The 22,945-nt window shown below is 58.1% G+C and carries 28 protein-coding genes; 7 read left to right on the forward strand and 21 right to left on the reverse strand.

Annotation, left to right across the window (positions count from 1 at the left end; genetic code table 11):
• Nucleotides 1-318: 318 nt before the first annotated feature.
• On the forward strand, nucleotides 319-1,143 hold the full coding sequence (locus tag BLR72_RS19180; protein WP_091951103.1) for a class I SAM-dependent methyltransferase: 825 nt from the start codon (nucleotides 319-321) through the stop codon (nucleotides 1,141-1,143).
• A gap of 18 nt (nucleotides 1,144-1,161) precedes the next feature.
• Here BLR72_RS19180 and BLR72_RS19185 read toward each other — a convergent pair whose 3' ends face one another.
• From BLR72_RS19185 to BLR72_RS19210, 6 genes are read right to left on the reverse strand one after another with little or no spacing between them, the layout of a single operon-like run.
• On the reverse strand, nucleotides 1,162-2,022 hold the full coding sequence (locus tag BLR72_RS19185) for an NADPH-dependent oxidoreductase (RefSeq protein WP_091951105.1): 861 nt from the start codon (nucleotides 2,020-2,022) through the stop codon (nucleotides 1,162-1,164).
• Nucleotides 2,023-2,033: 11 nt separating this feature from the next.
• Nucleotides 2,034-2,819 carry an ABC transporter permease gene (locus BLR72_RS19190; RefSeq protein ID WP_091951107.1) on the reverse strand — a complete coding sequence of 262 codons (786 nt, stop codon included), beginning with the start codon at nucleotides 2,817-2,819 and terminating at the stop codon, nucleotides 2,034-2,036.
• Complete coding sequence (locus BLR72_RS19195) at nucleotides 2,819-3,664, reverse strand: ABC transporter permease (RefSeq protein WP_091951109.1); 846 nt, start codon at nucleotides 3,662-3,664, stop codon at nucleotides 2,819-2,821. Before BLR72_RS19195 ends, BLR72_RS19190 begins: the two co-directional genes overlap by 1 nt.
• Nucleotides 3,665-3,688: 24 nt before the next feature.
• Entirely contained in the window at nucleotides 3,689-4,762 is a 1,074-nt protein-coding gene (locus BLR72_RS19200; protein ID WP_091951111.1) for an ABC transporter substrate-binding protein, read from the reverse strand.
• A gap of 1 nt (nucleotide 4,763) precedes the next feature.
• Entirely contained in the window at nucleotides 4,764-5,657 is an 894-nt protein-coding gene (locus tag BLR72_RS19205; protein ID WP_091951113.1) for an ABC transporter ATP-binding protein, read from the reverse strand.
• 28 nt (nucleotides 5,658-5,685) lie between these two features.
• On the reverse strand, nucleotides 5,686-7,041 hold the full coding sequence (locus BLR72_RS19210; RefSeq protein WP_091951115.1) for an LLM class flavin-dependent oxidoreductase: 1,356 nt from the start codon (nucleotides 7,039-7,041) through the stop codon (nucleotides 5,686-5,688).
• Nucleotides 7,042-7,266: 225 nt separating this feature from the next.
• Here BLR72_RS19210 and BLR72_RS19215 point away from each other — a divergent pair, with 225 nt between their 5' ends.
• The 5 genes from BLR72_RS19215 to BLR72_RS19235 all read left to right on the forward strand — a co-directional run bounded on the left by BLR72_RS19215 (nucleotide 7,267) and on the right by BLR72_RS19235 (nucleotide 9,954).
• Nucleotides 7,267-7,623, forward strand: a complete 357-nt coding sequence (locus BLR72_RS19215) for a hypothetical protein (RefSeq protein WP_091923426.1) — start codon at nucleotides 7,267-7,269, stop codon at nucleotides 7,621-7,623.
• A 225-nt stretch (nucleotides 7,624-7,848) separates the two neighbouring features.
• The gene (locus BLR72_RS19220) at nucleotides 7,849-8,025 is read left to right on the forward strand and encodes a Flp family type IVb pilin (protein ID WP_081815911.1); all 177 of its coding nucleotides are present in this window, start codon (nucleotides 7,849-7,851) and stop codon (nucleotides 8,023-8,025) included.
• A gap of 330 nt (nucleotides 8,026-8,355) precedes the next feature.
• The gene (locus BLR72_RS19225) at nucleotides 8,356-8,913 is read left to right on the forward strand and encodes an alpha/beta fold hydrolase (protein WP_091951117.1); all 558 of its coding nucleotides are present in this window, start codon (nucleotides 8,356-8,358) and stop codon (nucleotides 8,911-8,913) included.
• A 319-nt stretch (nucleotides 8,914-9,232) separates the two neighbouring features.
• Nucleotides 9,233-9,409, forward strand: a complete 177-nt coding sequence (locus BLR72_RS19230) for a Flp family type IVb pilin (RefSeq protein ID WP_027232253.1) — start codon at nucleotides 9,233-9,235, stop codon at nucleotides 9,407-9,409.
• 137 nt (nucleotides 9,410-9,546) lie between these two features.
• The gene (locus BLR72_RS19235) at nucleotides 9,547-9,954 is read left to right on the forward strand and encodes a DoxX family protein (protein WP_091951119.1); all 408 of its coding nucleotides are present in this window, start codon (nucleotides 9,547-9,549) and stop codon (nucleotides 9,952-9,954) included.
• On the opposite strand, the gene BLR72_RS19240 is transcribed toward BLR72_RS19235, so the two are convergent.
• From BLR72_RS19240 to BLR72_RS19280, 9 genes are all read right to left on the reverse strand, one after another.
• On the reverse strand, nucleotides 9,932-10,699 hold the full coding sequence (locus BLR72_RS19240; RefSeq protein ID WP_091951121.1) for an amino acid ABC transporter ATP-binding protein: 768 nt from the start codon (nucleotides 10,697-10,699) through the stop codon (nucleotides 9,932-9,934). The two genes, BLR72_RS19235 and BLR72_RS19240, sit on opposite strands and share 23 nt — an antisense overlap.
• A gap of 11 nt (nucleotides 10,700-10,710) precedes the next feature.
• On the reverse strand, nucleotides 10,711-11,373 hold the full coding sequence (locus BLR72_RS19245) for an amino acid ABC transporter permease (protein ID WP_091923429.1): 663 nt from the start codon (nucleotides 11,371-11,373) through the stop codon (nucleotides 10,711-10,713).
• Nucleotides 11,374-11,377: 4 nt separating this feature from the next.
• The gene (locus tag BLR72_RS19250; RefSeq protein ID WP_027232257.1) at nucleotides 11,378-12,040 is read right to left on the reverse strand and encodes an amino acid ABC transporter permease; all 663 of its coding nucleotides are present in this window, start codon (nucleotides 12,038-12,040) and stop codon (nucleotides 11,378-11,380) included.
• A gap of 85 nt (nucleotides 12,041-12,125) precedes the next feature.
• Nucleotides 12,126-12,971, reverse strand: coding sequence for a transporter substrate-binding domain-containing protein (locus BLR72_RS19255; protein ID WP_091951123.1), 846 nt, complete (start codon nucleotides 12,969-12,971; stop codon nucleotides 12,126-12,128).
• A 227-nt stretch (nucleotides 12,972-13,198) separates the two neighbouring features.
• Nucleotides 13,199-13,705, reverse strand: coding sequence for a YciE/YciF ferroxidase family protein (locus BLR72_RS19260; protein WP_091923442.1), 507 nt, complete (start codon nucleotides 13,703-13,705; stop codon nucleotides 13,199-13,201).
• A gap of 130 nt (nucleotides 13,706-13,835) precedes the next feature.
• Nucleotides 13,836-14,705 (reverse strand): SMP-30/gluconolactonase/LRE family protein, encoded by an 870-nt coding sequence (locus BLR72_RS19265; RefSeq protein WP_091951125.1) that lies wholly within the window; start codon nucleotides 14,703-14,705, stop codon nucleotides 13,836-13,838.
• A gap of 9 nt (nucleotides 14,706-14,714) precedes the next feature.
• Nucleotides 14,715-15,353 carry a 2-dehydro-3-deoxy-6-phosphogalactonate aldolase gene (locus BLR72_RS19270; RefSeq protein ID WP_091951127.1) on the reverse strand — a complete coding sequence of 213 codons (639 nt, stop codon included), beginning with the start codon at nucleotides 15,351-15,353 and terminating at the stop codon, nucleotides 14,715-14,717.
• 13 nt (nucleotides 15,354-15,366) lie between these two features.
• Complete coding sequence (locus tag BLR72_RS19275) at nucleotides 15,367-16,278, reverse strand: 2-dehydro-3-deoxygalactonokinase (RefSeq protein ID WP_091951129.1); 912 nt, start codon at nucleotides 16,276-16,278, stop codon at nucleotides 15,367-15,369.
• A complete protein-coding gene (locus BLR72_RS19280) occupies nucleotides 16,275-17,042 on the reverse strand; it encodes an SDR family NAD(P)-dependent oxidoreductase (RefSeq protein WP_091951131.1) in 768 nt (255 codons plus the stop codon). Before BLR72_RS19280 ends, BLR72_RS19275 begins: the two co-directional genes overlap by 4 nt.
• A 167-nt stretch (nucleotides 17,043-17,209) precedes the next feature.
• On the opposite strand from BLR72_RS19280, the gene BLR72_RS19285 reads away from it, so the two are divergent.
• The gene (locus tag BLR72_RS19285; protein ID WP_091951133.1) at nucleotides 17,210-18,010 is read left to right on the forward strand and encodes an IclR family transcriptional regulator; all 801 of its coding nucleotides are present in this window, start codon (nucleotides 17,210-17,212) and stop codon (nucleotides 18,008-18,010) included.
• Nucleotides 18,011-18,014: 4 nt separating this feature from the next.
• Here the strand turns inward: BLR72_RS19285 and BLR72_RS19290 are convergent, their stop codons facing one another.
• The 6 genes from BLR72_RS19290 to BLR72_RS19315 form a co-directional block, all read right to left on the reverse strand.
• A complete protein-coding gene (locus BLR72_RS19290) occupies nucleotides 18,015-18,641 on the reverse strand; it encodes a nucleoside triphosphate hydrolase (RefSeq protein WP_244506762.1) in 627 nt (208 codons plus the stop codon).
• Nucleotides 18,642-18,716: 75 nt separating this feature from the next.
• A complete protein-coding gene (locus BLR72_RS19295; RefSeq protein WP_091951135.1) occupies nucleotides 18,717-19,865 on the reverse strand; it encodes an HlyD family secretion protein in 1,149 nt (382 codons plus the stop codon).
• Nucleotides 19,862-20,173, reverse strand: a complete 312-nt coding sequence (locus tag BLR72_RS19300; protein WP_091951137.1) for a DUF3302 domain-containing protein — start codon at nucleotides 20,171-20,173, stop codon at nucleotides 19,862-19,864. The genes BLR72_RS19295 and BLR72_RS19300 overlap by 4 nt, the downstream gene beginning before the upstream one ends.
• Before the next feature lie 123 nt (nucleotides 20,174-20,296).
• Nucleotides 20,297-20,989 carry a D-lyxose/D-mannose family sugar isomerase gene (locus tag BLR72_RS19305; protein WP_091951139.1) on the reverse strand — a complete coding sequence of 231 codons (693 nt, stop codon included), beginning with the start codon at nucleotides 20,987-20,989 and terminating at the stop codon, nucleotides 20,297-20,299.
• A 25-nt stretch (nucleotides 20,990-21,014) separates the two neighbouring features.
• On the reverse strand, nucleotides 21,015-21,794 hold the full coding sequence (locus tag BLR72_RS19310) for an ATP-binding cassette domain-containing protein (protein ID WP_027232269.1): 780 nt from the start codon (nucleotides 21,792-21,794) through the stop codon (nucleotides 21,015-21,017).
• A complete protein-coding gene (locus BLR72_RS19315) occupies nucleotides 21,794-22,876 on the reverse strand; it encodes an ABC transporter permease (protein WP_027232270.1) in 1,083 nt (360 codons plus the stop codon). Before BLR72_RS19315 ends, BLR72_RS19310 begins: the two co-directional genes overlap by 1 nt.
• Between the last annotated feature and the right edge of the window lie 69 nt (nucleotides 22,877-22,945).

Consider the following 22,945-nt stretch of genomic DNA (forward strand, 5'->3'; position numbering starts at 1 on the left):
GGCAAAGGCAATCCCGCGCTGACACGCAGGAAAGCATCTATCGCTCAATACGCGATAATAATATGATAATTCAAGTCATATTATTGACAGGGCAGCTTGAACAGAAGTGGCCCGGCCCGCATGGCTGTGGACTCTGCGGTTACCGGGCCGGTCGTGCGACTGGAAGTCCTCGACGCCCCATGGACGCACAAACAGGTAAATAATTTACCGCGATGCGCCGATTCCACGGCCGACGCCAAGCGACGTCATATCCCTTCCGGCTGCAACGAGGTATAATCCGCCATACACCTTGTTCCGCTCCCCTCAATAGGAACGCCGATGAGCATTGAAGAACAAGTCGCCCGGCACTACACACACGGCTCGCTGGAAAAGGCGATATTGGCGGCACTCATAGCTGCCGGTAAAGACATCGATACATTGACGGCATCTGATCTTGCGCCCATTGACGAGTTTCATTTCGGGTGGCTTCCTGCGACCATAGAACTCGGCAGAAGCTTGCGTATCGAGCCGCAAATGCACCTCCTTGACGTTGGTTGCGGCATAGGCGGCCCGGCCCGCTATCTCGCCGAAACCTATGAGTGCCGCATCACCGGTGTTGATCTTACTGACGAATTCGTCGAAGTCGCCCGGGCGCTGACGGACCGCTGTGGGCTTGATGACCGCATCGATTTTCATCAGGCCAGTGCGCTCGCCCTTCCTTTCGATGAAGGCAGTTTCGACGCTGCTTACATGATCCACGTCGGCATGAACATTGAAGACAAGCACACGCTTTTTGCTGAGGTCTGGCGCGTCTTGAAGCCGGGCGGGCGCTTTGTCGTCTATGACATCATGCGTATGGGCGATGCGCCGCTGAACTATCCCATGCCCTGGGCCATGAACAAGGAAACGAGCTTCGTCGAGACGCCGGGCTTCTATGGCAAGACATTGAGCGCCGCAGGTTTCGAGATACAGGCAAAGAATAGCCGGCGCGATCTCGCTATAAAAATCGTCCGAGAGATGCAGGCCAAGGCCATGGCGGAGGGTCCGCCCGTGCTCAGTGGACAGATCATCATGGGACCAACGGCCAAGCAGCGACTGGCAAACGCTTTTGAAGCCCTCGAAAACGGAATTATCGAACCAATCGAGATTGTTGCACGGGCATAGTCGCGCTTTGATCCTCGCCTATTTCAGCTGGAACCCAAATCCTTCCAGTACGTCGCGAAGCTTGTCGCGGTTCTTCAGCGCCTCCTTCGTGGCGATACGGCGGGAGACCTGTTCCGACCAATCGATCGGTGTCATCGACTGGATTTTTTGGAAGGCGCGCAAAGTCTCATTGTAGAGACCGAGGTCGTCCTTGCTGGGGTTCTCGCTATATCGCTCGCGGTGGAGCACAGTGGGTTGCGGCAGGCGCGGCTTGGCATCTGTCTTGATCGCAGGATCGGGATATCCGACCGTCAGGCCGAACACTGGAAAAACCAATGCGGGCAGATCCAGTTCCCGGGCAACCGTAGCCGGATCGTTGCGCAGCGCGCCGATATAGCAGGTGCCAAGGCCGAGGGACTCAAAGGCGACCAGGGCATTCTGTGCGGCAAGTGCAGCATCGATGATGGCAAGGAGAAAGCCCTCGACATAGTCCAGGCCGTCAGATGTCGATCCTTCCGCATCGGCGATACGGCGCAGCCGGGAAAGGTCCGCAAGCCAAATGAGAAGCAAAGGCGCCTGGTCGATCTGCCTCTGGTTGCCAGCAACGGCGTTGATCCGCGCTTTGCGCTCTCGGTCTTCGACCGCAACGACACTCCATGCCTGCAAGTTCGACGATGTGGGCGCCGATTGCGCTGCGGCAATCGCAAGTTCCACGGCTTCGTTCGGAACAGGCTTTGGCAGGTAGGACCGCACGCTGCGATGATCGAGCAGAACATCAATCGTCTCTGTCGAAATTCCATGGCCAACCAAAGGATGATTTTCGCCGTATCGTTGTTCCAACAGCCTTTCCAGGCGGTCGCGCGGCGTATCGTTCAGGGTTCCGGCTGCAGTGATGGGCATCAATATTGCTTTCAATGGGTGCTTACGCGCCAGCGCAAGAGATAGTTTTCGACCTTAGCGGCGAGCCGGTTGAGAATAAACCCGACAATGCCGAGAATGATCACGCCGACCATAACAAGGGCCATGTCGAAGCGTTCGCGGCCGGCAATGATCAAGCCGCCGATGCCCGGGCCAACAGCAAGAAAATACTCGGCGCCGACCGTTGCCAGCCATGAATAGATCAACCCGAGGTGCACGCCTGTTGCGATCGATGGCAAAGCCGACGGAAGGAAGATGCGCGTGATGCGTTGCGTCGGCGTAAACCGCAGGGCATCGCCCACCTCGATCAGATCCGCCGGCACATTACGCATGCCTTCATAGGTGTTGAGCACGACGGGAATGAAGGCGGCGAGCGCGACGAAGACAATCTTGGCCTGTTCGCCGAAGCCGAACCAGATAGAAATCAGCGGGATCCACGCCAGCAGTGAAATCTGCTTCAGGCCGTTGAATGTGGGGGTAATCAGGGCATCGGCCACGCGCGACAGGGCAAGCAGCGTTGCAAAGAGCACGCCTAGAGCAGAACCGAGGAGAAAGCCCGCAATATTCCGAAACAGGCTGAACCCCAGTTCGCCGATCAGATTGTTGTCGATGAGTTCGCGCTTTGCCGTCAGGAAGACATCTTCGAGCGATGGAAGAAAGCGTGGATCGACGATGCCGCTGCGGCTCGAACCTTCCCACAAGATAAGGAGAAGGATCGGCAAGGTCAGACCACGGCGAATTTTCAGCACACGTTCGGAACTCACATAGGTAATCGCCATCAGCTTTCTTCCTTCTGCTTCCAGCGCTGCACGCGGTTTTCGGCAGCATCGAATCCCTTATCCATGAGGAACCCGACGATCCCGATTGCGATCATGGCGACAATAACGACATCGAGCCAGAACATCTGCCGGCCCCAGACGAGGAGGTACCCGAGCCCCTCGGAGGAGGCGAGCAGCTCGACGCCGACAAGCGCCGTCCACGAATGGGTAAGACCATAGCGAATGCCGGTGAAGATCGAGGGTGCTGCGCCCGGAAGAACGATCAGCCGCAGCGTTTGCCAGCGGTTGAAGCGGAGTGCGTGGCCCACTTCGACAAAATTGGCTGGTACGGAGCGAATGCCAGCCGCGGTGTTCAGGGTCATCGGGACAAGAGCGCCCTTGGCAATCACGATGATCTTCAAGGTTTCGCCGATGCCGAAGATCAGCATCAGCAAGGGGATCCATCCAAGGGTCGGGATTTGGGCGAAGGCGAGGAAGAGCGGGCGCACGTAGTCGTCCACGCGCCGCGACAATCCCATTGCGACGCCAAGTGTAACGCCCGCTACAGCACCAAACAGAAACCCGATCACCACCCGTCGCAGGCTCACCCCGGTGTGGTAGAGGATTTCACCTGACGCGATCATCTCGACCGCGGTGGCATAGACATAGGCGGGCGACGGCAGGATCTGCTCGGGAAGCCATCCCTGGCTTGAAGCCAGCCACCATGCTGCGACCAGCGCCAGCGGCAGGATCAGCGCAACCGCGACGCGGCGAAGCCTCAAACCGCTGCGCCGCAATCGCCATGTTCTGGCCCGCCCTTGCAACGATCTCGGCGCAAGGGCGGTATTATCGGACAGGAGCGTCATGTCGTCTCTTTGGTTGAGGCCAGATCAGGAGCCGAGAGGCTTGCCATTGGCGCCGTAGGACTGCCAAAAATTCTGAAGATTGAGCTTCGCCAGCGCCGCATTCAGATATTTCGGCTCGAACCAGCCATCAGTGCTTACATCACGCCGGATCAAGCCAAACTCCTTGGCTTTGATGGCTTGCTCTTGATACTGGGAAACAAGCAGGTCGTCGATCAGCGGCGAGTTGCGGTACGCGAGCGTGTCGTTGCTAAAGTAGTCCTCGAGGATCGGCACGGGCGTTCCAGACTTGTGCCAGAGCTCGAAAAGCGCAGCCCGGTTCGGCTCGTCCGACGACCACTGCGCCGCCTTGACGAAGGCATCGACGACGCGCTGGGTGATTTCGGGATGCTTGTCGATGAAGTCCTCGCGGCCGACGATGCCGGCATTGCGGCCGAATCGCGGATCATCGCCTTTGGTTGTATAGATCACTTTCGCGTTGCCCTTGGCAGCGAGGTTGATCAGTGGCGTATCGCCGAACGCGGCATCGATATCCTGGCTCGTCAACGCTGCGACCGTACCGGCGCTGTCGAGATTGATGACCTGAATATCCTTTTCCGTCAGACCATTCGCCTCAAGGATCTTGATCGCTGCGAGATGGCCGTTGGTACCGCGCTGATATGCGACCTTCTTACCCTTCAGATCCGCAACTGACTTGATGTCAGAATCCTTGGCAACGGCAAGGTAAAGCGGTTTGCGCGCGCCACTCGCCAGTAGATATTTTGTTTTCAACCCGTTGGCCCGGCCGATCAATGACGGGAGATCGCCCTGATAGGCAAAATCAAGCTGGTTGTTGGCAAAGGCCTCGTTGACCGCAGGTCCCGCACCCTTGAAGAAGAACCATTCGATCTTGACGTCAGGGTCATTGGCAAACTCCTTTTCGAGAAACTCGCCGGCACGCGCCGTCGCGGCAGAAGTCCCTTCCGCATAGGGCCTGCTGTCGACGCCGATCGCGGCGTAACCGATATTGATGGTCACCGGCTCGGCAACGGCCGGAACTGCCAGCAGCGAAGCAGCAAATGCGGCCAGAACCGTGCGGCGGGTGAGTTGCGATAGGCTCATTTCAGATCTCCGTCGTTGAAAGAATGGGGCGCCCCGATGGCTGCGAACGTGGCGCGTTCCGGGCAGCACTGGTGGTCTTGATTGGCGGGCGCTTCACCTGTGCGGGTAGCTTGGCGATTGTCTTCGGCTCGCCGTTCCGCGTCGTGCTGTTGAGAATGTCGAGAACATGGTTGCGGATACTGGCGAGTTGCGCCGAGGTCCGTTCGCGCGGATGTGGCAGGTCGACAGGTACGATCTCCCTGATCCGGCCGGGGCGCGGCGACATGACGACGACGCGATCGCCGAGGTAGACGGCCTCGTCGACATCGTGGGTGACCAACACCATTGTGATTTGCTCCCTCGCCCATATGTCCTGCAACTCGCCTTGCAGATGCGCCTTGGTGATCGCATCCAGGGCGCCGAAGGGCTCGTCGAGGAAAAGGACGTCAGGACGGTTGACGAGCCCGCGCGCAATCCCGGCGCGCTGGGCCATGCCGCCCGAGAGCTGGTGCGGATAGGCCTTTTCGAAACCGGTAAGGCCGACAAGCTCGATCTGTTTGGCAACGAGGTCCCGCTTCTCGGCCTTGGAAAAAGCCGCGTTTTCCAGCCCCAGCGCCACATTGCGCTCGACGGTCAGCCAGGGAAACAGTCGCGGCTCCTGGAATACGATACCGCGATCGAGGCTCGGACCGGTCACTGGCTTGCCCGCATGTTCGACAAGCCCGTCATGCCCGGTATCGAGACCCGCGCCGAGGCGCAGCAGTGTCGACTTGCCGCAGCCACTCGCGCCGACGATGGTGACGAATTCACCGGCCTTGACGTCAAGGCTGACGCGGTCGAGCGCCGTAAGTTCGCCGCCGTTGACACGGAATTGCCGGCTGACATTGCTGATCTTCAGATGGGCTGTGCTGGTCATCGTGGTCGCTCTCTTTCGCGAGTAAATGTTATTCGGCCGCGACGGCGGCATGCGCCGGATGCTGCGGCTCCCGCAGACCGAGGTGGCTGCGCAGCGTCTGGCCTTCATATTCGTTGCGGAAGAGACCGCGACGACGGAGTTCCGGGACGATGTGCTCGACGAAATCGGTCAGTCCGGCCGGCAAATGTGGTGGCATGACGTTGAAGCCGTCCGCCGCGCCAGTCTTGAACCAGTCCTCCATCTGATCGACGATCTGCTCGGGCGTCCCGATCACCTGCCAGTGGCCCCGCGCACCGGCAACCCGCAGATAGAGCTGGCGGATGGTGAGGTTTTCGCGTCGGGCCAGATCGATCATCAGCTTCTGACGGCTCTTGCTGCCATTGGTTTCGGTAACTTCCGGGAGCGGCCCGTCAAGCGGATATTTGGAAAGATCGACGTCACCTGCCATGCCGTTCAAAAGCGAGAGTCCAACTGCGGGATGAATAAGCTCCTGAATCTGCTCGAACTTTTCCCTGGCTTCCGATTCTGTTTTCGCGACGACCGGGAAGATGCCGGGCATGATCTTGAGTTCGTCCGGCGAGCGGCCATAGCGGGCGAGCCTCCCCTTCACATCACTATAAAAAGCGCGTGCATCGTCGGCATTCTGATGTGCGGTAAAAATGACCTCTGCCGTTCGCGCCGCAAGCTCCTTGCCCGGCTCGGATGACCCAGCCTGAACGATTACCGGATGCCCTTGCGGTGCACGTGCAACATTGAGCGGGCCGCGGACCTTGAAATGCTTGCCGCGGTGATTGAGGAGGTGCTGCTTCGACGGGTCGTAATAGATGCCGCTCTCCTTGTCGCGCAGGAAGGCATCTTCTTCCCAAGTGTCCCAAAGACCGCGCACGACGTCAGCGAACTCTTCCGCCCGTTCATAGCGCTCGGCATGGGCAACGTGGTGGTCCCGGTTGAAATTGTGCGCTTCGTCCTCACTGGCGGAGGTCACAAGGTTCCAGCCGGCGCGCCCGCCGCTGATGTGGTCGAGCGAGGCAAATTTGCGGGCGATATGATAGGGCTCGTTGTAGGTCGTCGAGGCGGTTGCGACAAACCCGATCCGCGTCGTGAGTGCGGCAAGCGCCGAGAGCAAGGTGAGCGGCTCGAACTGGGCCACATAGCGGATCGCCGTCCGGCTCAAGGCCTCGGTGTCCGTGCCCCGGGTGCCGACGCCATCGGCCATGAAGATCAGGTCGAACTTTGCGGCCTCGGCAATCCGGGCAAGTTCGGCGTAATGGGCGAAGTTCGAACCCGCATCGGCCTGCGCTTCGGGATGGCGCCAGGCCGCGATGTGATGACCCGTCGGATAGAGGAATGCTCCAAGTTTGATTTGGCCGGTTCGTTTGCCCATGACTTCGCCTTTCGTCCATTGCGTGAAGAAAAGCCTAGGCCGCAAATTTTAATCACGACAGAAATGGTATTCTTTAAAATCCAGTCTACGGGGTTTTATTGATTTAAGATGACTTATCCGCGGAGGTTGATTTTCGATGACGGTGGCGCCGACGTGCCCGCGGTGATTGATTGCCCGCGTCGCGGGTCCGATATCGTGCTAAGCTGATCAAGCGGAGGGTTTGGGATGAACCGCAACGATCACGACGAACATCTCATTGAAACGGTGTTTCGCAACGGCACGATCACTGTCGTCGGCGTCGTCCTGTCATTTTCGCTTGGGTTCCTCACCCAGTGGGCAAGCAATCCGGTACCCTGGAAAATCACGGATTTGCCAACCCTCTTTCTCATATCGATCGGCATTGCATTTCAGCTGCGTTCCCTCGCGCTCCTCTTGAAAACCGAATCCCTGAAAAAGTCCGTCTATGAACGGGCGAGTCGCTATTTCCTGATCGGCATCGTCATAACCGGCTCGGGCGTGTTCGTGGCAATCGTCATCGACTCCGTCCGTCTGCTTTCAGAACGCTACCAATGGATTTGGTAACGCGGAAAACTCGGCTAGTCTTGCTCCTCAGAGAGTTTATTTTGTTAAAACTTTAATAAAAATATAGTAAACATCGATATAAATACGAATATTTAAAGTAATACCTCATTTATTGCAAGGTGTGCTAAAGATTGTTCAACCACATTCTTTAAGGAGTGTGTAAACCGCTGCGACTGAGGTTCAGTGCGTTGCAACACCACCTTTTTCGCACACAGGGATATAGATATGAACAAGCTTTTCAAACGCTTCCTCAGGGATGAATCCGGCGCAACGGCAATCGAATACGGCCTGATCGCAGCCCTCATCTCCGTCGGCATCATCGTCGGAGTGAGGAGCCTCGGCTCAAGCCTCAGCACGACCTTAAACACACTCGGCACCACGATAGAGAAGAACGGCAAGTAAGCCGGTAGGGCGTCTGCTAGCAATTTCATGCAAACCTGCGGTTAAAAGTTAGACCGTCGATTGCGAGTATGAGGATTTGCTCACTTTCTGGCCCCTGAACATTAAAGGGCCACAGATATACGGTGGGAATCAAACAGCAAACTTGACGGCGCGGAAGCCATTTTCATCAACAGCAGGTTTGTCTTCCCAACGGTAATCGCCGATCTTGTGCCGAGCTCCGCACTACCAGACAGACGCTCTATCGTTTCGTTGGACCGAAAGGTGAACTTCGACACGATGGTGAATGGCTCTTGAAACGCAAAAAATGGTCTGATTATGTACAGTTCAAGAATGCAACAGTTGTTGGTCGTTGGTGACATTCATGGGTTTCCCGAAACCTTTGTTGAACTATTGGATGTTGGATCCTTTGAGCAGCGTGTTTTACAATTGGCTGACCTGAGCGGGCGTCCCGGTCTGCGCGGAGACAACCTTCACGATCATCTTGTCAAAAAAGACGGTTTGCAGCATGCCGTTCGGGCACTTCGCGAGACTAACGGACCTCCGTGCTTTGGGATCGGTTTCAGCTCCGGTGGAACTGCTCTGTGGAGTGCGGTCAAAGAGGGGTTGGAGATCCAAGCTCTAATCTGCGTGTCATCAACCAGACTGCGCTTCGAAACGTCTCCCTTGAATATACCCACCATCGTATTTTGGGGGGACCTTGATCCACATCGGCCAACTGAAATCTGGAATGATGCTGTTCCGGAATGTTGCAAAACCTACGCCGGCAAGCATCACGACTTTTATCGTGTTGACGCTCTTGCGCCTAACTCCCCCTTGCGAACAGATATTGGCGCCTTCATCGAGAGCGTTTCCGGTTTGCATAGCGGCGGTCCCGCACCAGCGCGCTGATAACTTCGGCTCGATGCAGCACGTACCGTGTCCCTTTAATGTTCAGGGGCCTTTCTGATCAAGATTCAAAGTAATTGCGCCTCGGCTCCAGCTATTCCAACTCCGTATCAAAGTACGACCTCTAACACTTTTGACAACCGGCCATGCAATGCTCAAGGTATTTTACACAAATACAACCATCTGATGTAATCGCGTGTTAATCACGACGTGGGTTAGCTATTTCTCAACCATGTTCCTTAAGTCGGCCGTAAATGGCCGCCGCCTAAGTTCGAGACGGTTCAACGAAACCGCGTCAACAAACAAACAGGGATACATGATCATGAGCAACCTCTTCGCACGCTTCCTCAAGGATGAATCTGGCGCAACGGCAATCGAATACGGCCTGATTGCAGCCCTCATCTCCGTCGGCATCATCGCTGGTGTACGCAGCCTCGGCTCCAGCCTGAGCTCGACCTTCAATACGCTCGGCACAACGATGACCGACGCTGCCAACTAATTTATTTGAGTGTCGCCTTTACTGGCGACCTCGTACTACCGGAGAGCCGCCGCGAGGTGGCTCTTTCGCTTTTCCAACATATGAATAAAGCGGCGGATTTGCGTGTTCCATATTCAGTCCAATGTCTGGAGGAAATGATGGAAAGATTGCAGGCTCCGCTCGCGCTGCTGGCGCGACTGTTTCTCGCCTATATCTTCGTTGTCGAAGGCTGGAGCAAGATCTCCGCCTATTCGGCGACCGCAAGCTACATGCAGACCAACGGTGTCACGCCCGGTCTGTTGCCACTTGTCATCCTGACCGAGCTTGGCGGTGGATTGCTGATCGCTGCAGGATTTATGACCCGTTATGCCGCGCTCGCGCTTGCCGGCTTCTGTCTACTGACGGCGCTGCTCTTCCACAGCGATTTCGGCAATATCGAGCAGGTCATCAACTTCAACAAGAATATCGCCATTGCCGGCGGATTTCTCGCCCTCATGGCCTTCGGGCCGGGCGCCTGGTCGATCGACGCGATGAAGCGCCGCGTTATCCAAAACTCGATGTCTTGAGAAACTCCGCAAGGCGCTCCGTTTGCGGCTTGTGGAACATTTCACGCGGATTGCCTTCCTCGCCGATACGACCCTGGTTCATGAAGATGACGCGGTTGGAAACCTCATAGGCAAAGCGCATTTCGTGGGTGACGAGCAGCATGCTCATGCCGTCCTGCGCCAGCGCCTTGATCACCTGCAGCACCTCGTTGACGAGTTCGGGGTCAAGCGCGGATGTCACTTCATCGAAGAGCATCAGCCTGGGGTTCATGGCGATGGCGCGGGCGATCGCGACACGCTGCTGCTGCCCGCCTGAAAGCTGACCCGGGAAATGGTCGGCACGTGATCGCAAGCCGACACGATCGAGCCATTTTTCGGCTATGGATCGCGCTTCGTCCTTGCCAAGCTTCTTCACCTTCATCAGCCCCAGCATGACGTTGCGGGCGGCAGTCATGTGCGGAAAGAGATTGAATTGCTGGAAGGCCATCCCGGTCAGGGCGCGTTGGCGGGCAATTTCCTTCTCCTTCTTGCGATGGCGCTGGCCACCAGCTGTTACATATCCGATCTCTTCGCCATCGATGCTGATCGAGCCGCCCTGGAACTCTTCCAGCATGTTGATGCAGCGGAGCATCGTGGTCTTGCCCGAACCGCTCGAACCGATAATGCTGATGACATCTCCCTGCGCCATGGTGCAGTCGACGCCCTTCAGCACTTCCACGTCGCCGTAGCTTTTGTGCAGGTTGCGGATTTCAAGAAGGTTGGACATCGGAGAATGCCTTACGATGGAACGGCGGTCTTGCGCTCGACATAGCGGCCGAAGCGCTCGATGGCGTAGTTGATGACGAAATAGAGGAAACCGGCGAAGAAATAGAACTCAAGGCTCATGAACGAGCGCGAGATCAATTCCTGTGTGCGCAGTAGTAGTTCGGCAACGCCGATGATCGAAAGGAGCGTCGACGCCTTGACCATCTCCGCCGCGGTGTTCACCCAGGCCGGCAGGACCTGGCGCAATGCCTGAGGGCCAAGAACGTAGGCGAAGGTTTGCGGGAAGGTGAGACCAATGGCCTTGGCCGCCTCGGTTTGCCCCTTCGGGATCGATTGCAGGGCGCCCCGGACGATTTCGCCGACATGCGAGCTGCAGAATACCGCAAGGGCAAGAACGCCTGCCTGAAACGGGCCAAGATCAAGCCCGATCGTGCCAAGCACGTAATAGCTCGCAAGGACAAGGACGAGGACCGGCGTGCCCCTGATGAAATCCGTATAGCCGCGAACGATCCAGCGCAGCGGGCGCACACCGTAGGTCAGGGCGAGCCCGACGAATACGCCGAGCACGGTGCCGAAGCAGATGGCGAGGAGCGATATCGATATGGTGACGCCAAGACCCTTGAGGATCGGGAAGCGCGCGAGCCAGAGGACATCGAGGAAGTGGGCTATATCCATCGGCTCACCTCGGCAAGGACAAGCGGCGTTCGACGCTGCGCATCAGCGCCGCGAGGATCGAGCAGGTGAATACATAGAGGCAGCTGGCGACGATCCAGGTCTCGATGACACGGAAGCTTTCGACATTGATCTTGCGCGCTTCGAAGGTCAGTTCCGGAATCGCGATCGCGGCGGCGAGCGAGGTATCCTTGAACAGCGAAATTATCGTGCTGCTTAAGGACGGCAGGATGTTGCGGAACATCAGTGGCGCAATGATCGACGTTCGAATCTGCATTTCCGTAAGGCCGATGGCGAGCCCCGCTTCCCGAAGTCCCGGCGGTATCGACAGAAGTCCGGCGCGAAACACTTCCGCAAGATAGGCGCCGGAATAGAGCGCGAGGGTGAAGACAAAGCTTTCGATCTTGCCGAGTCGCAAACCGAGCTGCGGCAGGGCAAAATAGCTGAAGAGCACCAGCACCAGGATCGGGGTGTTGCGGATGATCGTTACGTAGATACCGGCCGGCCGCTTGATCAAGCCGTTTTTCGAGATCAGTCCGAACGCGGTGATCAGGCCGATGATGGCGCCGATGAGGATTGCACCGAATGCAAGTGCGAGGCTGAGGGCCAGGCCTTGAAGGAGCAGGTCGAAGCTGCGCCAGACGGCAGCGAAATTCAGCGTATATCCCATTGCGTTCCCACCCGATGGAACCGGACCGATGCGCAGCACTCACGCAACGGCACCGGAGAGACCCGGAGCCGTTGCGCGATGCCGGTTACTTGTATTCGACCGGGAAGCCGATCTGCGGCGGGGTAAGGTCCTTGCCGAACCAGGTCTTGAAGGACTTGGCGTAGTAGTCGAACTCGACGCCGGTCATGGCTTCATGCAGGGCCGTATTGACGAAGTTCAGCCAATCCTGATCGCCGCGCTTCACACCGCAGGCATAGGTCTGCGGGTTCCAGCCATAGCCACCGTCCTTGTAGCGACCGGGATTCTGCGTCATGTACCAGGCAAGCGACGACTGGTCGGTTGCGGCAGCGTCGGCACGTCCGGATTCGAGCGCCTGATAGATGAGATCGACCGATTCATATTGGTCGACCTTGGCTTCGGGGAGCGCCGCGTGGACCATGCTTTCGGCATAGACGTTCTGCAGAACCGAAATCGTCACGCCGGAGCCGCCCGCCTTGAGCGCGGCGTAGTCGGCATATTTGCCGTCGGCCTTCAGCATGAGGCCGACGCCTTCGCGATAATAGGGGATTGTAAATGCGATCTGCTGCGCCCGCTCGCCGGTCACCGTCATGAACTGGCAGGTGATGTCCACCTTATCCGTGGTAATGTTGGGAATGCGCGCATCGGAAGACTGGTTGACGAATTCGATCTTGTCCGGGTCGTTGAACAGGGCCTTGGCGATGATGTGGCCCATATCGATATCGAAGCCCTGCAACTTGTCGTCGGCACTCTTGAAATGCCAGGGCGCATTGGTGCTGCCGGTTCCCAGGACCAGATGGCCGCGCGCCAACACTTCGTCGAGCTTGCTTTTGGTTTCTTGAGCGAATGCGCCAATCGAAGGCAGCGCAACGAGAGCGGCTGCAAGGGCCGCAATGTAAAGTCGTTTGGACATTTTGTTCCCCTATTCGTCAAAGCGAATCTTGTGTCGTTATCCATTATAGTGGAATATAATACCTAATAATGGATGACATATAGAATTACAGCGGCTTGAACTTGTCAAGCGGGATTTACCGCTGCTCTCTGGGCGCTTGGGGGTGCTTGAAATGGGCGCTCGCGCGGCCCAAAAGAAAAGCTCGCATCGGCGGATGCGAGCTTGAATTTTTACCTTGATTGTTCGTCTTATGCTGCGGCCGCAGCGTTGACGTGACCCTCGGCAATCTTTGTCAAGGCCTTGTCGGCATTCATCTCTTCGTTAAGGTTCTGCTGGAGAAGCGAAGCGCAATCTTCGCGTCCAAGCTGCTTTGCCCACGCGATCAACGTACCGTAGCGCGTAATCTCGTAGTGTTCGACGGCCTGACCGGCGGCGATGAGCGCGGCATCGAGCACCTGATCGTCATCGACTTCGCCGCTGACCTCGTCGGCCTCTTCGAGAATACCGTCGATTGCCGGGCAGTTCACGCCGCTGACGTCCACGCCATGCAGCTTGAAGACCTGCTCAAGCCTGTCGATCTGGGTCTCGGTTTCCTGCAGGTGTTTTTCAAACCCCATCTTCAGTTCTTGATCCGATGCCTTGTCGATCATTTCAGGCAAGGCTTTCACGATCTGGTTCTCGGCATAATAAATGTCGCGCAGTGTATGAACGAAAAGATCGTCCATCGTTTTGATGTCTTTCGAAAAGAAACCCATATCATTCTCCCTTGTTAGGACATGCATCGACATTCGGCGCCTAAAAGGCGCCGGCATGCAGTCAGTGTGTTTCGATTGCCCAGAGGAAACGGGAGGTATTGCTTATTGTTCCGAGATAATTTTCAGGTTTTTAAATTCTCACTTGCGGGTCCAGCCTGCCCTTCCCTGCGATCTCGATGCGGAAGGTTTTGCCGGCATCGGGATACGCCAAGCGTGAAGCCTCATCCATCTCGGCATAGGCACTGGTCACGACCAGGCTCGCGCTATCCGTGCCGATGAATGCGGGACAGGTCGGCTGCGGAATGGGCAGTTCAATCGTTCGGATGCGATTTCCCGATGGAGCAAAGACATCGATACGGGAGCCGCCCCAGGAGGCATTCCAAAGGTTGCCGTCAGCATCAGCCACCGAACCGTCAAAGCCCCCGCTCCCGGTATTCCTGAGAAACTCGGTGGGCTCGCCGTTCGGCAGTCCCGTCTCAGGATCCGTATTCACCCGCCAGACGATATTGAGCGCCAAATCCGCGAAATAGGCAGCACGCCCATCAGGTGCGAAACAGATCGAATTGGCGATCGAAATATTGCCGTACAGTTTGCGCAGCTCGCCCTCGCGATACCAATAAATGGCGCCCGCGCCCGGCTCGGCCTTCTTGCCCATGGTGCTGACCCAGAACGCGCCGGCCGGATGGACGCGCGCATCATTGGACCGCGTTGCGGGATTATCGGCTTCAATCGGCTGGTGCATGATCGTGTGCCCTGTCGAGCGATCGCGAACGAAGAGCCCGGTCTCCGTCAGGACGAGTTGGCGCTCCTTGTCGACGACTGCAAGCGCGCTCGCCATCTGACCGAGGCTATGCATGCGCGCTTCGCCGCCGGCGAGCGGCTTTTCAAAGAGCCGACCGGCAAGAATGTCAAACCACCACACCGTATTGGTCAGTGGATCAAAACCCGGCCCTTCTCCAAGTTCACAGGGTTCGTCATGAAATATGCTGATCTTCGTCATCGATGGCCCTTAGGCGGCGAACACGCGGTCATAGGCCGCCACAGTAACCCTTGCGCGTTCGCCGACAAGGGCGGCCGATGCGCCCACCTTGTAAAGGCTGGAGCCTAGGCCGAACGTTCGCACCCCGACCTTCGAATAGGCTGCAAAGCCATTTTCGTCGACACCGCCAACGGCGCCGATGACCGTTCCCCTGGGCAAGATCGCGCTGATGGCCTTGATACCGTCAGGCCCGAGGACGCTTGCAGGAAAGAATTTCAAGCCGGATGCACCAGCGCTCAGGGCGGCCAGGGCTTCGGTAGGCGTGAAAACGCCAGGCATGGTCACCATGCCTGCCGCGACCGCCGCTCTCAATACGGCCAAATCGACATTCGGGCTGATCATCAGACGTCCACCCGCTTCCGCCAGACGCGCGACATCCGCGGCGTCAAGCACCGTTCCGGCACCAACCAGAACGGAGGACGGCAATTTCTTCGCCAGCAACTCAATCGATCGAAACGGATCAGGTGAATTCAGTGGGACTTCGATCGCTTCAATGCCGGCTCTCACCAGTTCCTCAGCAATGCCCAGAACTTCATCCGGCTTCACGCCGCGCAAAATGGCGATTAGATCGCGTTGCAGCTTGGGCCATGGGGTGGATGCGCTTGTCATTGCATAGTCCTTATCAACGGGGCCAGATGGCCGAGGCGGCGACAAACAGGCCCTTTCGAACGGCTTCATCGGCGTCGACCACACCGAACTCGATGCTCGCGAGCGAAAGTGCCTTGCCGTAAAGCGTAGCCATGCTGCCAGAAGCAACGAGCGCGACCCTACCCTGGTGCTTCGATCTTGCGCCGGCAATTTCCGCGCCGATAAGCAGACCAGAAAGTCGTGAGGCCGCCCCTTCAGGCGAAAGGTTTTCGAGCAGCATCGCCGCGCGAATAGGAAAGAGTTCGCCGAGCATTGCTTCTCCAGACAGCATCAACTCCACTGCTGCCGTAAATTGCGGATGATCGGCAGAGGCGGAACTCGCAGCACCCTGCACCGAGTGCCGCAGGATCGACTGCGATGCGAGGAGCGCATAAAGTTCGCCCGTTAAATAGGTTGAAAACGTTTTCGCCCTGCCGCTCTGGAGTTCGACCCATTTCGAGTGGGTACCGGGCATGGCGACGACACCGTCCGTGATATTTCGTGCCAGCATGGCGCCAAGGAGTTGGGTTTCCTCGCCGCGCATGACGTTGGGAAAGCGCCCGGATTGCGACAAACCAGGGATGATCCGCACGTCACGGTCGATCCCGGTAATTTTCACGGCACCAGAAAGAATCGCATTGAGATCCGCCGGGACGGCAACGTAGTTGGCCTCGACCCAACCCTGGCGTGAGCCCGCCATGCCGCAGACGATAACCGGCAACTGCACGGGCGCACCGAGCTCGGAAAGGTGAGCTTCGAGTGTCGTGGCGAATCCGCGTTCCCGCGACGCGTCGAGCCCATCATCCGAACGCTTCTCGGCGATGATGTTCCCCGTGCCATCCACAAGCCAGAGGCGAAAACGGCTCGTTCCCCAATCGGCGAGGCCATAGGCGGGTGCAGACGTCACAGGCAGCCTCCATCGACGATCAGCGTTTGTGCTGTCAGCATGCGTGATGCGTCCGAGGCCAGGAAGAGGCAAGGTCCCACCATGTCGCCGGGCAGCAATTCCTCCGGGATGGCCTGCCTTTTCATATACGCTTCCAGCCCTTCTTGCGTGACCCAATGCGTGCGTTGCCGTTCCGTCATCACCCAGCCGGGCGCGATGGCATTGACACGGATCTTCTCGGGTCCGAGCCGACCCGCCAATCCCTTTGTCAGGCCTATGATTCCAGCCTTGGCAGCGGTGTAGGCTGGCAGGTTGCCCTGGTTGATCATGAAGGAGATCGAGGTGAAATTAATGATCGATCCGCCACCTGCCGTTCGCATGCCGGGTACGACAGCCTGGGCGGTAAAGAAGTGCGGGCGGAGATTTATCGCCTGGTTCCCGTCCCAGTAGTTCTCTGTCAAATCGTCAATGTCATGCCGGTCATCCCAGGCAGCATTGTTGACGAGAACGGTAACCGGCCCGTTCTTCGAAATTGCCGTGGCAACAGCGTTGCGCAGGGCCTCGATGTCAGTGAGATCGGCCTTCAAATAAAGCGGGCGGTTGCCGTATTTCTTGTCAAGCGCGTTGGCCAGGTCCTCGGAAGCAGCCTCAGCAATGTCGATGAAAGCAACGCGTGCACCTTGCGCGACGAAACCCTCCGTGAGGGCAGCGCCGATGCCGGACCCGCCACCCGTTATGAGCACGGAGCGGTTCTTCAGGTCGGGGAAAACGGCAGAAGGCATCATGGCTCGAACTCACAGCATAAGTTCCATTATTTGGAACAGTGTTTGACTATATCGAATTGATCTCCTAGGCTCCCGGAAGTCAAGATGTGACTCTGAATTCCGCACCCGGACAACTCACATTTGTTTAGTGAGCCCAGATTCAAGGTGAAGGTGCATGGAGAGCGCGAGTGAGCAAGAGCCGAACGACTGCTAGCGCCAGAGATACGGGCACACTCGGCAAGGCGGTCAGGGTGCTCGATATCATCGCCAACGCGAGCGAGCCGCTGCGATTTACCGATGTTCTGCGTCTTACCCGTCAACCGCGCGGCACGCTTCACCGGCAGATTTCAAACCTCATTGAAGAGGGCCTGCTCACGGTCAATCGCGATCAGTCCTACGGCCTTGGCCTTCGGCTGCTGCAGTTTGCATCACGGGCATGGGCGAGCAACGAATTGCGCGCTATCGCAGAACCGCATATCCGCAAACTGCACGAGGCGACGGGCGAAACCGTGCATCTCGGTGTTTTGCAGGGCACCGAGGTCGTCTACCTCGACAAGATCGAAAGCCGGCAAAATATCCGACTCGTCTCGCGCATCGGCAATACGGCGCCAGCCTGGTGTACCGGTGTCGGCAAGGCCGCACTGTCGGCGATGGCCGATGAAGATTTGCACGACCGTATCCGAAAAATTCATTTTACTCGCTTTACACCGCATACGATTACCGACGTACCGAGCTTGCTGAACGAGATTTCCGCGATCCGCAGGGCGGGCAACGCCTATGATCGAGAGGAACATGAACTCGGGATATGCTGCGTGGCCGCACCCGTCTCGTCGACTGACAAAAAGCTCATCGCTGGCGTATCGGTGACGGGGCCCGCATACCGTATCACGCCGGAAATCCTCTCCTCCTGGGCCGGAATCACCCGCGCAGCGGCGGCAGCAATCATGCATGACATGGCGATCCAGTTCTCGCCACGCCGTTCAGCCTGAGCGACTAGTTGCGGATGGTAAAATCCGCCTCGCGCGACTCTTCGAGAACGAGTTCGGCATTGGGCATGTCGTTGGAAAGTGCCCGTTGCTGGGCCGAGCCGACATTGTGGCCGAGGCCCAGCCAGCGCTGGACGAGACGGTTTTCGAGTTCGAGGCGATCGACCTCGAGAAAGACGGTAACGTCGAAGAGCGGCGCAAGCCGGTCCCATGGAGCCTGATCCAGAAGAAGGTAGTTGCCCTCGACGAGCAGGATACGCTGCCCGGCACGCACGATGTCGGCACCCGCACGCGCCAGATCGAGCTTGCGGTCGAATAGCGGGATGACCACATCATCGCCGATGTGCCGCAGGCGTTTCAGCAGCGCCTCAAAGCCGGCACAATCGAAGGTTGGCGGCGAACCCTTGCGCTTGCGCAGGTTCATGGCGTCGAGAATGGCGTTGTCGAGGTGAAACCCGTCCATCGGCACGACGATTGCCGCACCGGGTTCGCGAGCATTGATAGCTTCGCAAAGCGCCGCCGAAGCAGTCGATTTACCGGCGCCGGGCGCGCCCGCAATCGCGACGATCAGACGGTCGGTCCTTGCCGCCCGGGCAAAAAGTTCGGGAACCAGATCTTCGACGGTGATCATCATGGGGCGATACTCTGCGATGTTCTACGCTACCGCTTCTACCGTTCCCAACGATGCGGAGGAAGTATTTTCTTGGGACTAGCGGTCGAAGACGAGATAGTTTTCCCATGCACGCATTCTGAGTAGTATCCTGCGGATGATGGCGAGCGCCGCCATGCTTTTGGTATAAACAGCAACCTCCGCCGTTGCGCCACCCGGCAGATTATAGGCGGCGGCCTCCTCGCCAAGATCGATCACCGTAATCATGCGTCCAGGCGCTTGGCGGTCGTCGGGAGCAAGGAGCGTACCCGAGGGTTCAAGCTGTCCCGTCGCCATGGTTTCAACCACGGTCGTTACCGTGCCGCGAAAGACCTGGCCTGGAACAGCTGCAAAGGAGATCTCTGCTTCGTCGCCGGCCGCGACCCGTTGCAGCGACAATTGATTGAAGGCCGCTGCAAAGACGCGTCGGTCGGTGTGCACAAAAGTCATGACAGGACGGAGCGGCAGGGAGACGGCCATCATCCCCGGATGCAGGAACACCTGCGCCGCATAGCCATCCGTTGGCGCGCGGTAGACGCTCTGCTCGAGATCGAACTCCGCTCGCGCCACCTCGGCCTCGAGCTGTGCGACCGTCGTATCGACACCCCCACTCTGCGCGTTGGCGGCAAGGCGCGCCTGATCGGCCTGCGCGGCGGCGCTAGTAAGCGCGCTTTCCGCTGCCAGATAGAGATCACGCCGGTTGACCACGTCAGCCTCAGAAAACGGCGCATCTCCTTTCCTGCCCGCCCGCGCGTTGGCCGTCGCATGCCGGTCGTAGTCATCCTTGGCGCGGTCGCGTGAATCGCGCGCGCCATCGACGGCTGCGTTGGCAGCCTTAAGCGCCGCCTGGCGTTCGAGCGCGTCCTGCTGTGCTTTGGCCAGAGCGGCTTTCCGGTGGGCGAGCGCATATTCGAAGGGGCGCGGATCGAGCCGGAACAGGACGTCGCCTTTCTTCACATGGGTATTGGGTGCGACGGGAACGTCGACCACCTGGCCGTTGACGGCCGGGCTGATAGGCGTCGCATAAAAATAGAGCCGGGCCTCGGTCGTGAACGGGTGGTTATAGTTCATAGCGATGACGATGCCGCCGATGAGAACGACGCCGCCGAGCACGGTCGTCGTCAGTGTCCACTGATTGACCGGCAGCCGCAGCAGCCGGAATGCAGCGATGCAGAGAGCCGCATAAAGGAGGCAAAGGAGCGTGGTCATTTCGCGGAGGATCCGCCAACCAGTCGGCGTTCCAGGGCGGCAATCCTGTCTTCAAGCGCTTTCGACCCGCTGGAACCCATGCCCCATCCCCGGTCCGGCCGGTACATCATCGCCCAGATCCAGAGGAACGGCCAAATCGCGTGCAGCGTAAAGAGACTGACCCAACCTGCAGCTTCGATCGCATCCTGGTGCGGATGGTCGCGCGCCTTGGCTATCTTGTAGGGAACATCGTGGATCGCGATAATGCCGTAGACGAGAGTAACGGCCAGAAAAAACAGAAGCGCGAGCGCAACATAGTCAAGCACAATATCAACCTCGCAATGGGTATATCAAATGCGAAGCGATTAGCTCGGATTGGTATGTTTAAAAAGTACGTAACCGTAACAAGGACCGAATCCCCGCCGCAAAAAAGCGGCGGGGAAGGTATCAACTCAGGCGGCGAGCCACTTGTCGTAATCGGAAACCAGCAGATGCAGCGGCGCTTCGTCTTCGTCGATCGACGAGAAACGGCCGATAGGCTCGCGAAAGATATTGTCGGTCAGATCGTCGTTGACGGTCGACACTTCGCCGATCAGCACGTCACCGCCTTCGCCCCAGAATGCATGCCAGTTGCCCGGCAGGAGAGTTACGCTTTCACCCGGCTGCAGCTTCAGCAAACCTCCAGCTTTCAGCTTGACGATACGTCCATCCGTCGCGACTTCGACATCGGTCTTCTCATCGACACTGCCGTCGACATTGGAATTGAAAAGTTCGAGCACAAGCGTGCCGCCGCCGCGGTTGATGATGTCTTCCGCTTTGACGATATGGCGGTGCATCGGCGACAACTGCTTTTCGCGCGAGATCATGATCTTTTCCGCGTAGAGCATGCCGCCGCCCTTCTTCAGGTCTTCCTGGTTGCCATTGCGGGTCGTGAACAGAAAGAGGCCGAGTTCATCGAACTTGCCCTGCCCGTAGTCGGTAATGTCCCAACCGAGGCGGGCCTGCAGAATGGCCTTTGAATCGCTGGCGGTACGCGCCTTCAATTCCTCCGGTGACCAATAAGCGAAGGGCGGCATAACATAGCCGAAAGAGCGGATGAACTTGTCGCTCTCGCGGATGATTTCATTGACTTCGGAACGCTTCATTTTTCAAATTCTTCCTTCATGTAAATTACGCAACCAGTTCGGCCGGCGGGCTCTTTGCGCCAGTCATGAAAGCGACGGCATCGGACATCGTATATTCCTTCGGATTGATGACGCAAAGACGTTTTCCGAGGCGATGGATATGAATTCTGTCGGCCACCTCGAAGACGTGCGGCATGTTGTGCGAAATCAGGACGATCGGAAGTCCGCGTTTCTTCACGTCCTGAATGAGTTCAAGCACGCGCCGCGATTCCTTGACGCCGAGGGCAGCCGTCGGTTCGTCCATGATCACCACCTTGGAGCCAAACGCCGCGGCACGGGCGACCGCAACGCCCTGGCGCTGCCCGCCCGAAAGCGTCTCCACCGCCTGGCCGATATTCTGGATGGTCATCAGGCCGAGCTCCGTCAACTTGTCGCGCGCTCGCTTCTCCATGGCCTTGCGGTCAAGCATGCGGAACCACTTGCCCATGATGCCGGGCTTGCGGATCTCGCGGCCGAGAAACATGTTGTCGGCGATCGAAAGCGCCGGCGACAGGGCAAGATTCTGATACACCGTCTCGATGCCTGCGTCGCGGGCTTCCATGGGAGAGCGGAAGTGGATGGGCTTGCCATCCAGCTTGATCTCGCCGTCATCGGGGTGGATAGCGCCGGAAATCGCCTTGATGAGCGAGGATTTTCCAGCGCCATTGTCGCCAATCACCGCCAGGACCTCGCCCTTATAGAGGTCGAAATCCGCGTAATCGAGGGCTGTGACCCGGCCATAACGCTTTACCAGTCCACGCGCGGTTAGAAGGGGTTCGCTTTGCATCAGCCTGCTACCTTTCTGATCCACTGATCGATTGCGACGGCAAGGATGATCAGGACGCCGATGATCAGGTACGTCCATTGCACGTCAGTGCCGTACATGCGCATTCCGAACGAGAACACGCCGACGATGAGCGCGCCGAAGAGCATGCCGAGGATGGAGCCGCGTCCGCCGAAGAGCGACATACCGCCGATCACCACGGCGGTGATCGATTCGATGTTGGCAAACTGGCCGATCTGCGGCGAAACCGAACCGTTGCGCCCGATGGAGGCCCACCCGGCTAGTGCACAGATAAGACCGGCAAGCACGTAGACGGTGATCACGACGCGCTTCGTCCTGACGCCGGAAAGCTTCGCCGCCTCGGGATCGTCGCCGATGGCGTATACGTGGCGGCCCCACGCCGTATGGTTGAGGACATACCAGAGGACGGCAATCAGAATGAGCATGGCAAAGACGCCATAGGTGAAAGTGGCCCCGCCAATATTGATCTTCTGACCGAAGAACTGCAGCAAGGGCGCGTTTGTCTCAATATCCTGGGCCCGGATCGTCTCATTGGCGGAATAGATGTATGTCGTTGCGAGGAAAATCTGCCATGTGCCGAGGGTGACGATGAAGGGCGGCAGCTTCACGGTCGCGATAAGAAAACCGTTGATGAAGCCGCACAATGCGCCGAGCGCAACGCCGCAGAGGATCGCAAGTTCAACCGGCATTCCGTATCGAAAGGTGAACTGGCCCATGACCACTGAAGTCAGCACCATGATCGCGCCGACCGAAAGGTCGATGCCGGCGGTAAGCACGACCAAGGTTTGCGCCGCGCCGACGATACCGACAATCGCCACCTGCTGAAGAATAAGCGACAGCGCGAAGGGCGTGAAAAATCGCGACCCGACGATGACGGCGAAGATCAGCAGTGACAGAACGAGAACGATCAGAGGTACCGAGGCCGGACTCGAATGCAGGAAGTGCCGCAGTTTTTCGAGGGGGCTTCGCTCATGCTGATCGAAGCTCGCGACCGTCGTCGCACTTTGCGACAGCACGCGCTCGAACTCTTGCCCGGTCTGAGATGTGGTGTTGGTTTCCGTCATGGCTGGGCCCTCCCTGAACCGCTGAAGTCGGAGAGAGGAGGTTACACCCTCCTCTCTCCCCCTGCTTGC

It is taken from the genome of Phyllobacterium sp. YR620, from assembly GCF_900104165.1.
In the GTDB taxonomy this organism is placed as follows: Bacteria; Pseudomonadota; Alphaproteobacteria; order Rhizobiales; family Rhizobiaceae; genus Phyllobacterium; species Phyllobacterium pellucidum.

Excerpts from the sequence above, each read along its gene's own strand:
- BLR72_RS19195 (WP_091951109.1), bottom strand. The coding sequence starts at position 3,664 with ATGACGCTCCTGTCCGATAATACCGCCCTTGCGCCGAGATCGTTGCAA.
- BLR72_RS19240 (WP_091951121.1), bottom strand. The coding sequence starts at position 10,699 with ATGTCCAACCTTCTTGAAATCCGCAACCTGCACAAAAGCTACGGCGAC.
- BLR72_RS19255 (WP_091951123.1), bottom strand. The coding sequence starts at position 12,971 with ATGTCCAAACGACTTTACATTGCGGCCCTTGCAGCCGCTCTCGTTGCG.
- BLR72_RS19200 (WP_091951111.1), bottom strand. The coding sequence starts at position 4,762 with ATGAGCCTATCGCAACTCACCCGCCGCACGGTTCTGGCCGCATTTGCT.
- BLR72_RS19205 (WP_091951113.1), bottom strand. The coding sequence starts at position 5,657 with ATGACCAGCACAGCCCATCTGAAGATCAGCAATGTCAGCCGGCAATTC.
- BLR72_RS19215 (WP_091923426.1), top strand. The coding sequence starts at position 7,267 with ATGAACCGCAACGATCACGACGAACATCTCATTGAAACGGTGTTTCGC.
- BLR72_RS19265 (WP_091951125.1), bottom strand. The coding sequence starts at position 14,705 with ATGACGAAGATCAGCATATTTCATGACGAACCCTGTGAACTTGGAGAA.
- BLR72_RS19295 (WP_091951135.1), bottom strand. The coding sequence starts at position 19,865 with ATGACCACGCTCCTTTGCCTCCTTTATGCGGCTCTCTGCATCGCTGCA.
- BLR72_RS19225 (WP_091951117.1), top strand. The coding sequence starts at position 8,356 with ATGCAACAGTTGTTGGTCGTTGGTGACATTCATGGGTTTCCCGAAACC.
- BLR72_RS19180 (WP_091951103.1), top strand. The coding sequence starts at position 319 with ATGAGCATTGAAGAACAAGTCGCCCGGCACTACACACACGGCTCGCTG.
- BLR72_RS19220 (WP_081815911.1), top strand. The coding sequence starts at position 7,849 with ATGAACAAGCTTTTCAAACGCTTCCTCAGGGATGAATCCGGCGCAACG.
- BLR72_RS19210 (WP_091951115.1), bottom strand. The coding sequence starts at position 7,041 with ATGGGCAAACGAACCGGCCAAATCAAACTTGGAGCATTCCTCTATCCG.
- BLR72_RS19250 (WP_027232257.1), bottom strand. The coding sequence starts at position 12,040 with ATGGGATATACGCTGAATTTCGCTGCCGTCTGGCGCAGCTTCGACCTG.
- BLR72_RS19230 (WP_027232253.1), top strand. The coding sequence starts at position 9,233 with ATGAGCAACCTCTTCGCACGCTTCCTCAAGGATGAATCTGGCGCAACG.
- BLR72_RS19260 (WP_091923442.1), bottom strand. The coding sequence starts at position 13,705 with ATGGGTTTCTTTTCGAAAGACATCAAAACGATGGACGATCTTTTCGTT.
- BLR72_RS19190 (WP_091951107.1), bottom strand. The coding sequence starts at position 2,819 with ATGGCGATTACCTATGTGAGTTCCGAACGTGTGCTGAAAATTCGCCGT.
- BLR72_RS19290 (WP_244506762.1), bottom strand. The coding sequence starts at position 18,641 with ATGATGATCACCGTCGAAGATCTGGTTCCCGAACTTTTTGCCCGGGCG.
- BLR72_RS19305 (WP_091951139.1), bottom strand. The coding sequence starts at position 20,989 with ATGAAGCGTTCCGAAGTCAATGAAATCATCCGCGAGAGCGACAAGTTC.
- BLR72_RS19315 (WP_027232270.1), bottom strand. The coding sequence starts at position 22,876 with ATGACGGAAACCAACACCACATCTCAGACCGGGCAAGAGTTCGAGCGC.
- BLR72_RS19310 (WP_027232269.1), bottom strand. The coding sequence starts at position 21,794 with ATGCAAAGCGAACCCCTTCTAACCGCGCGTGGACTGGTAAAGCGTTAT.
- BLR72_RS19185 (WP_091951105.1), bottom strand. The coding sequence starts at position 2,022 with ATGCCCATCACTGCAGCCGGAACCCTGAACGATACGCCGCGCGACCGC.
- BLR72_RS19280 (WP_091951131.1), bottom strand. The coding sequence starts at position 17,042 with ATGATGCCTTCTGCCGTTTTCCCCGACCTGAAGAACCGCTCCGTGCTC.
- BLR72_RS19270 (WP_091951127.1), bottom strand. The coding sequence starts at position 15,353 with ATGACAAGCGCATCCACCCCATGGCCCAAGCTGCAACGCGATCTAATC.
- BLR72_RS19235 (WP_091951119.1), top strand. The coding sequence starts at position 9,547 with ATGGAAAGATTGCAGGCTCCGCTCGCGCTGCTGGCGCGACTGTTTCTC.
- BLR72_RS19245 (WP_091923429.1), bottom strand. The coding sequence starts at position 11,373 with ATGGATATAGCCCACTTCCTCGATGTCCTCTGGCTCGCGCGCTTCCCG.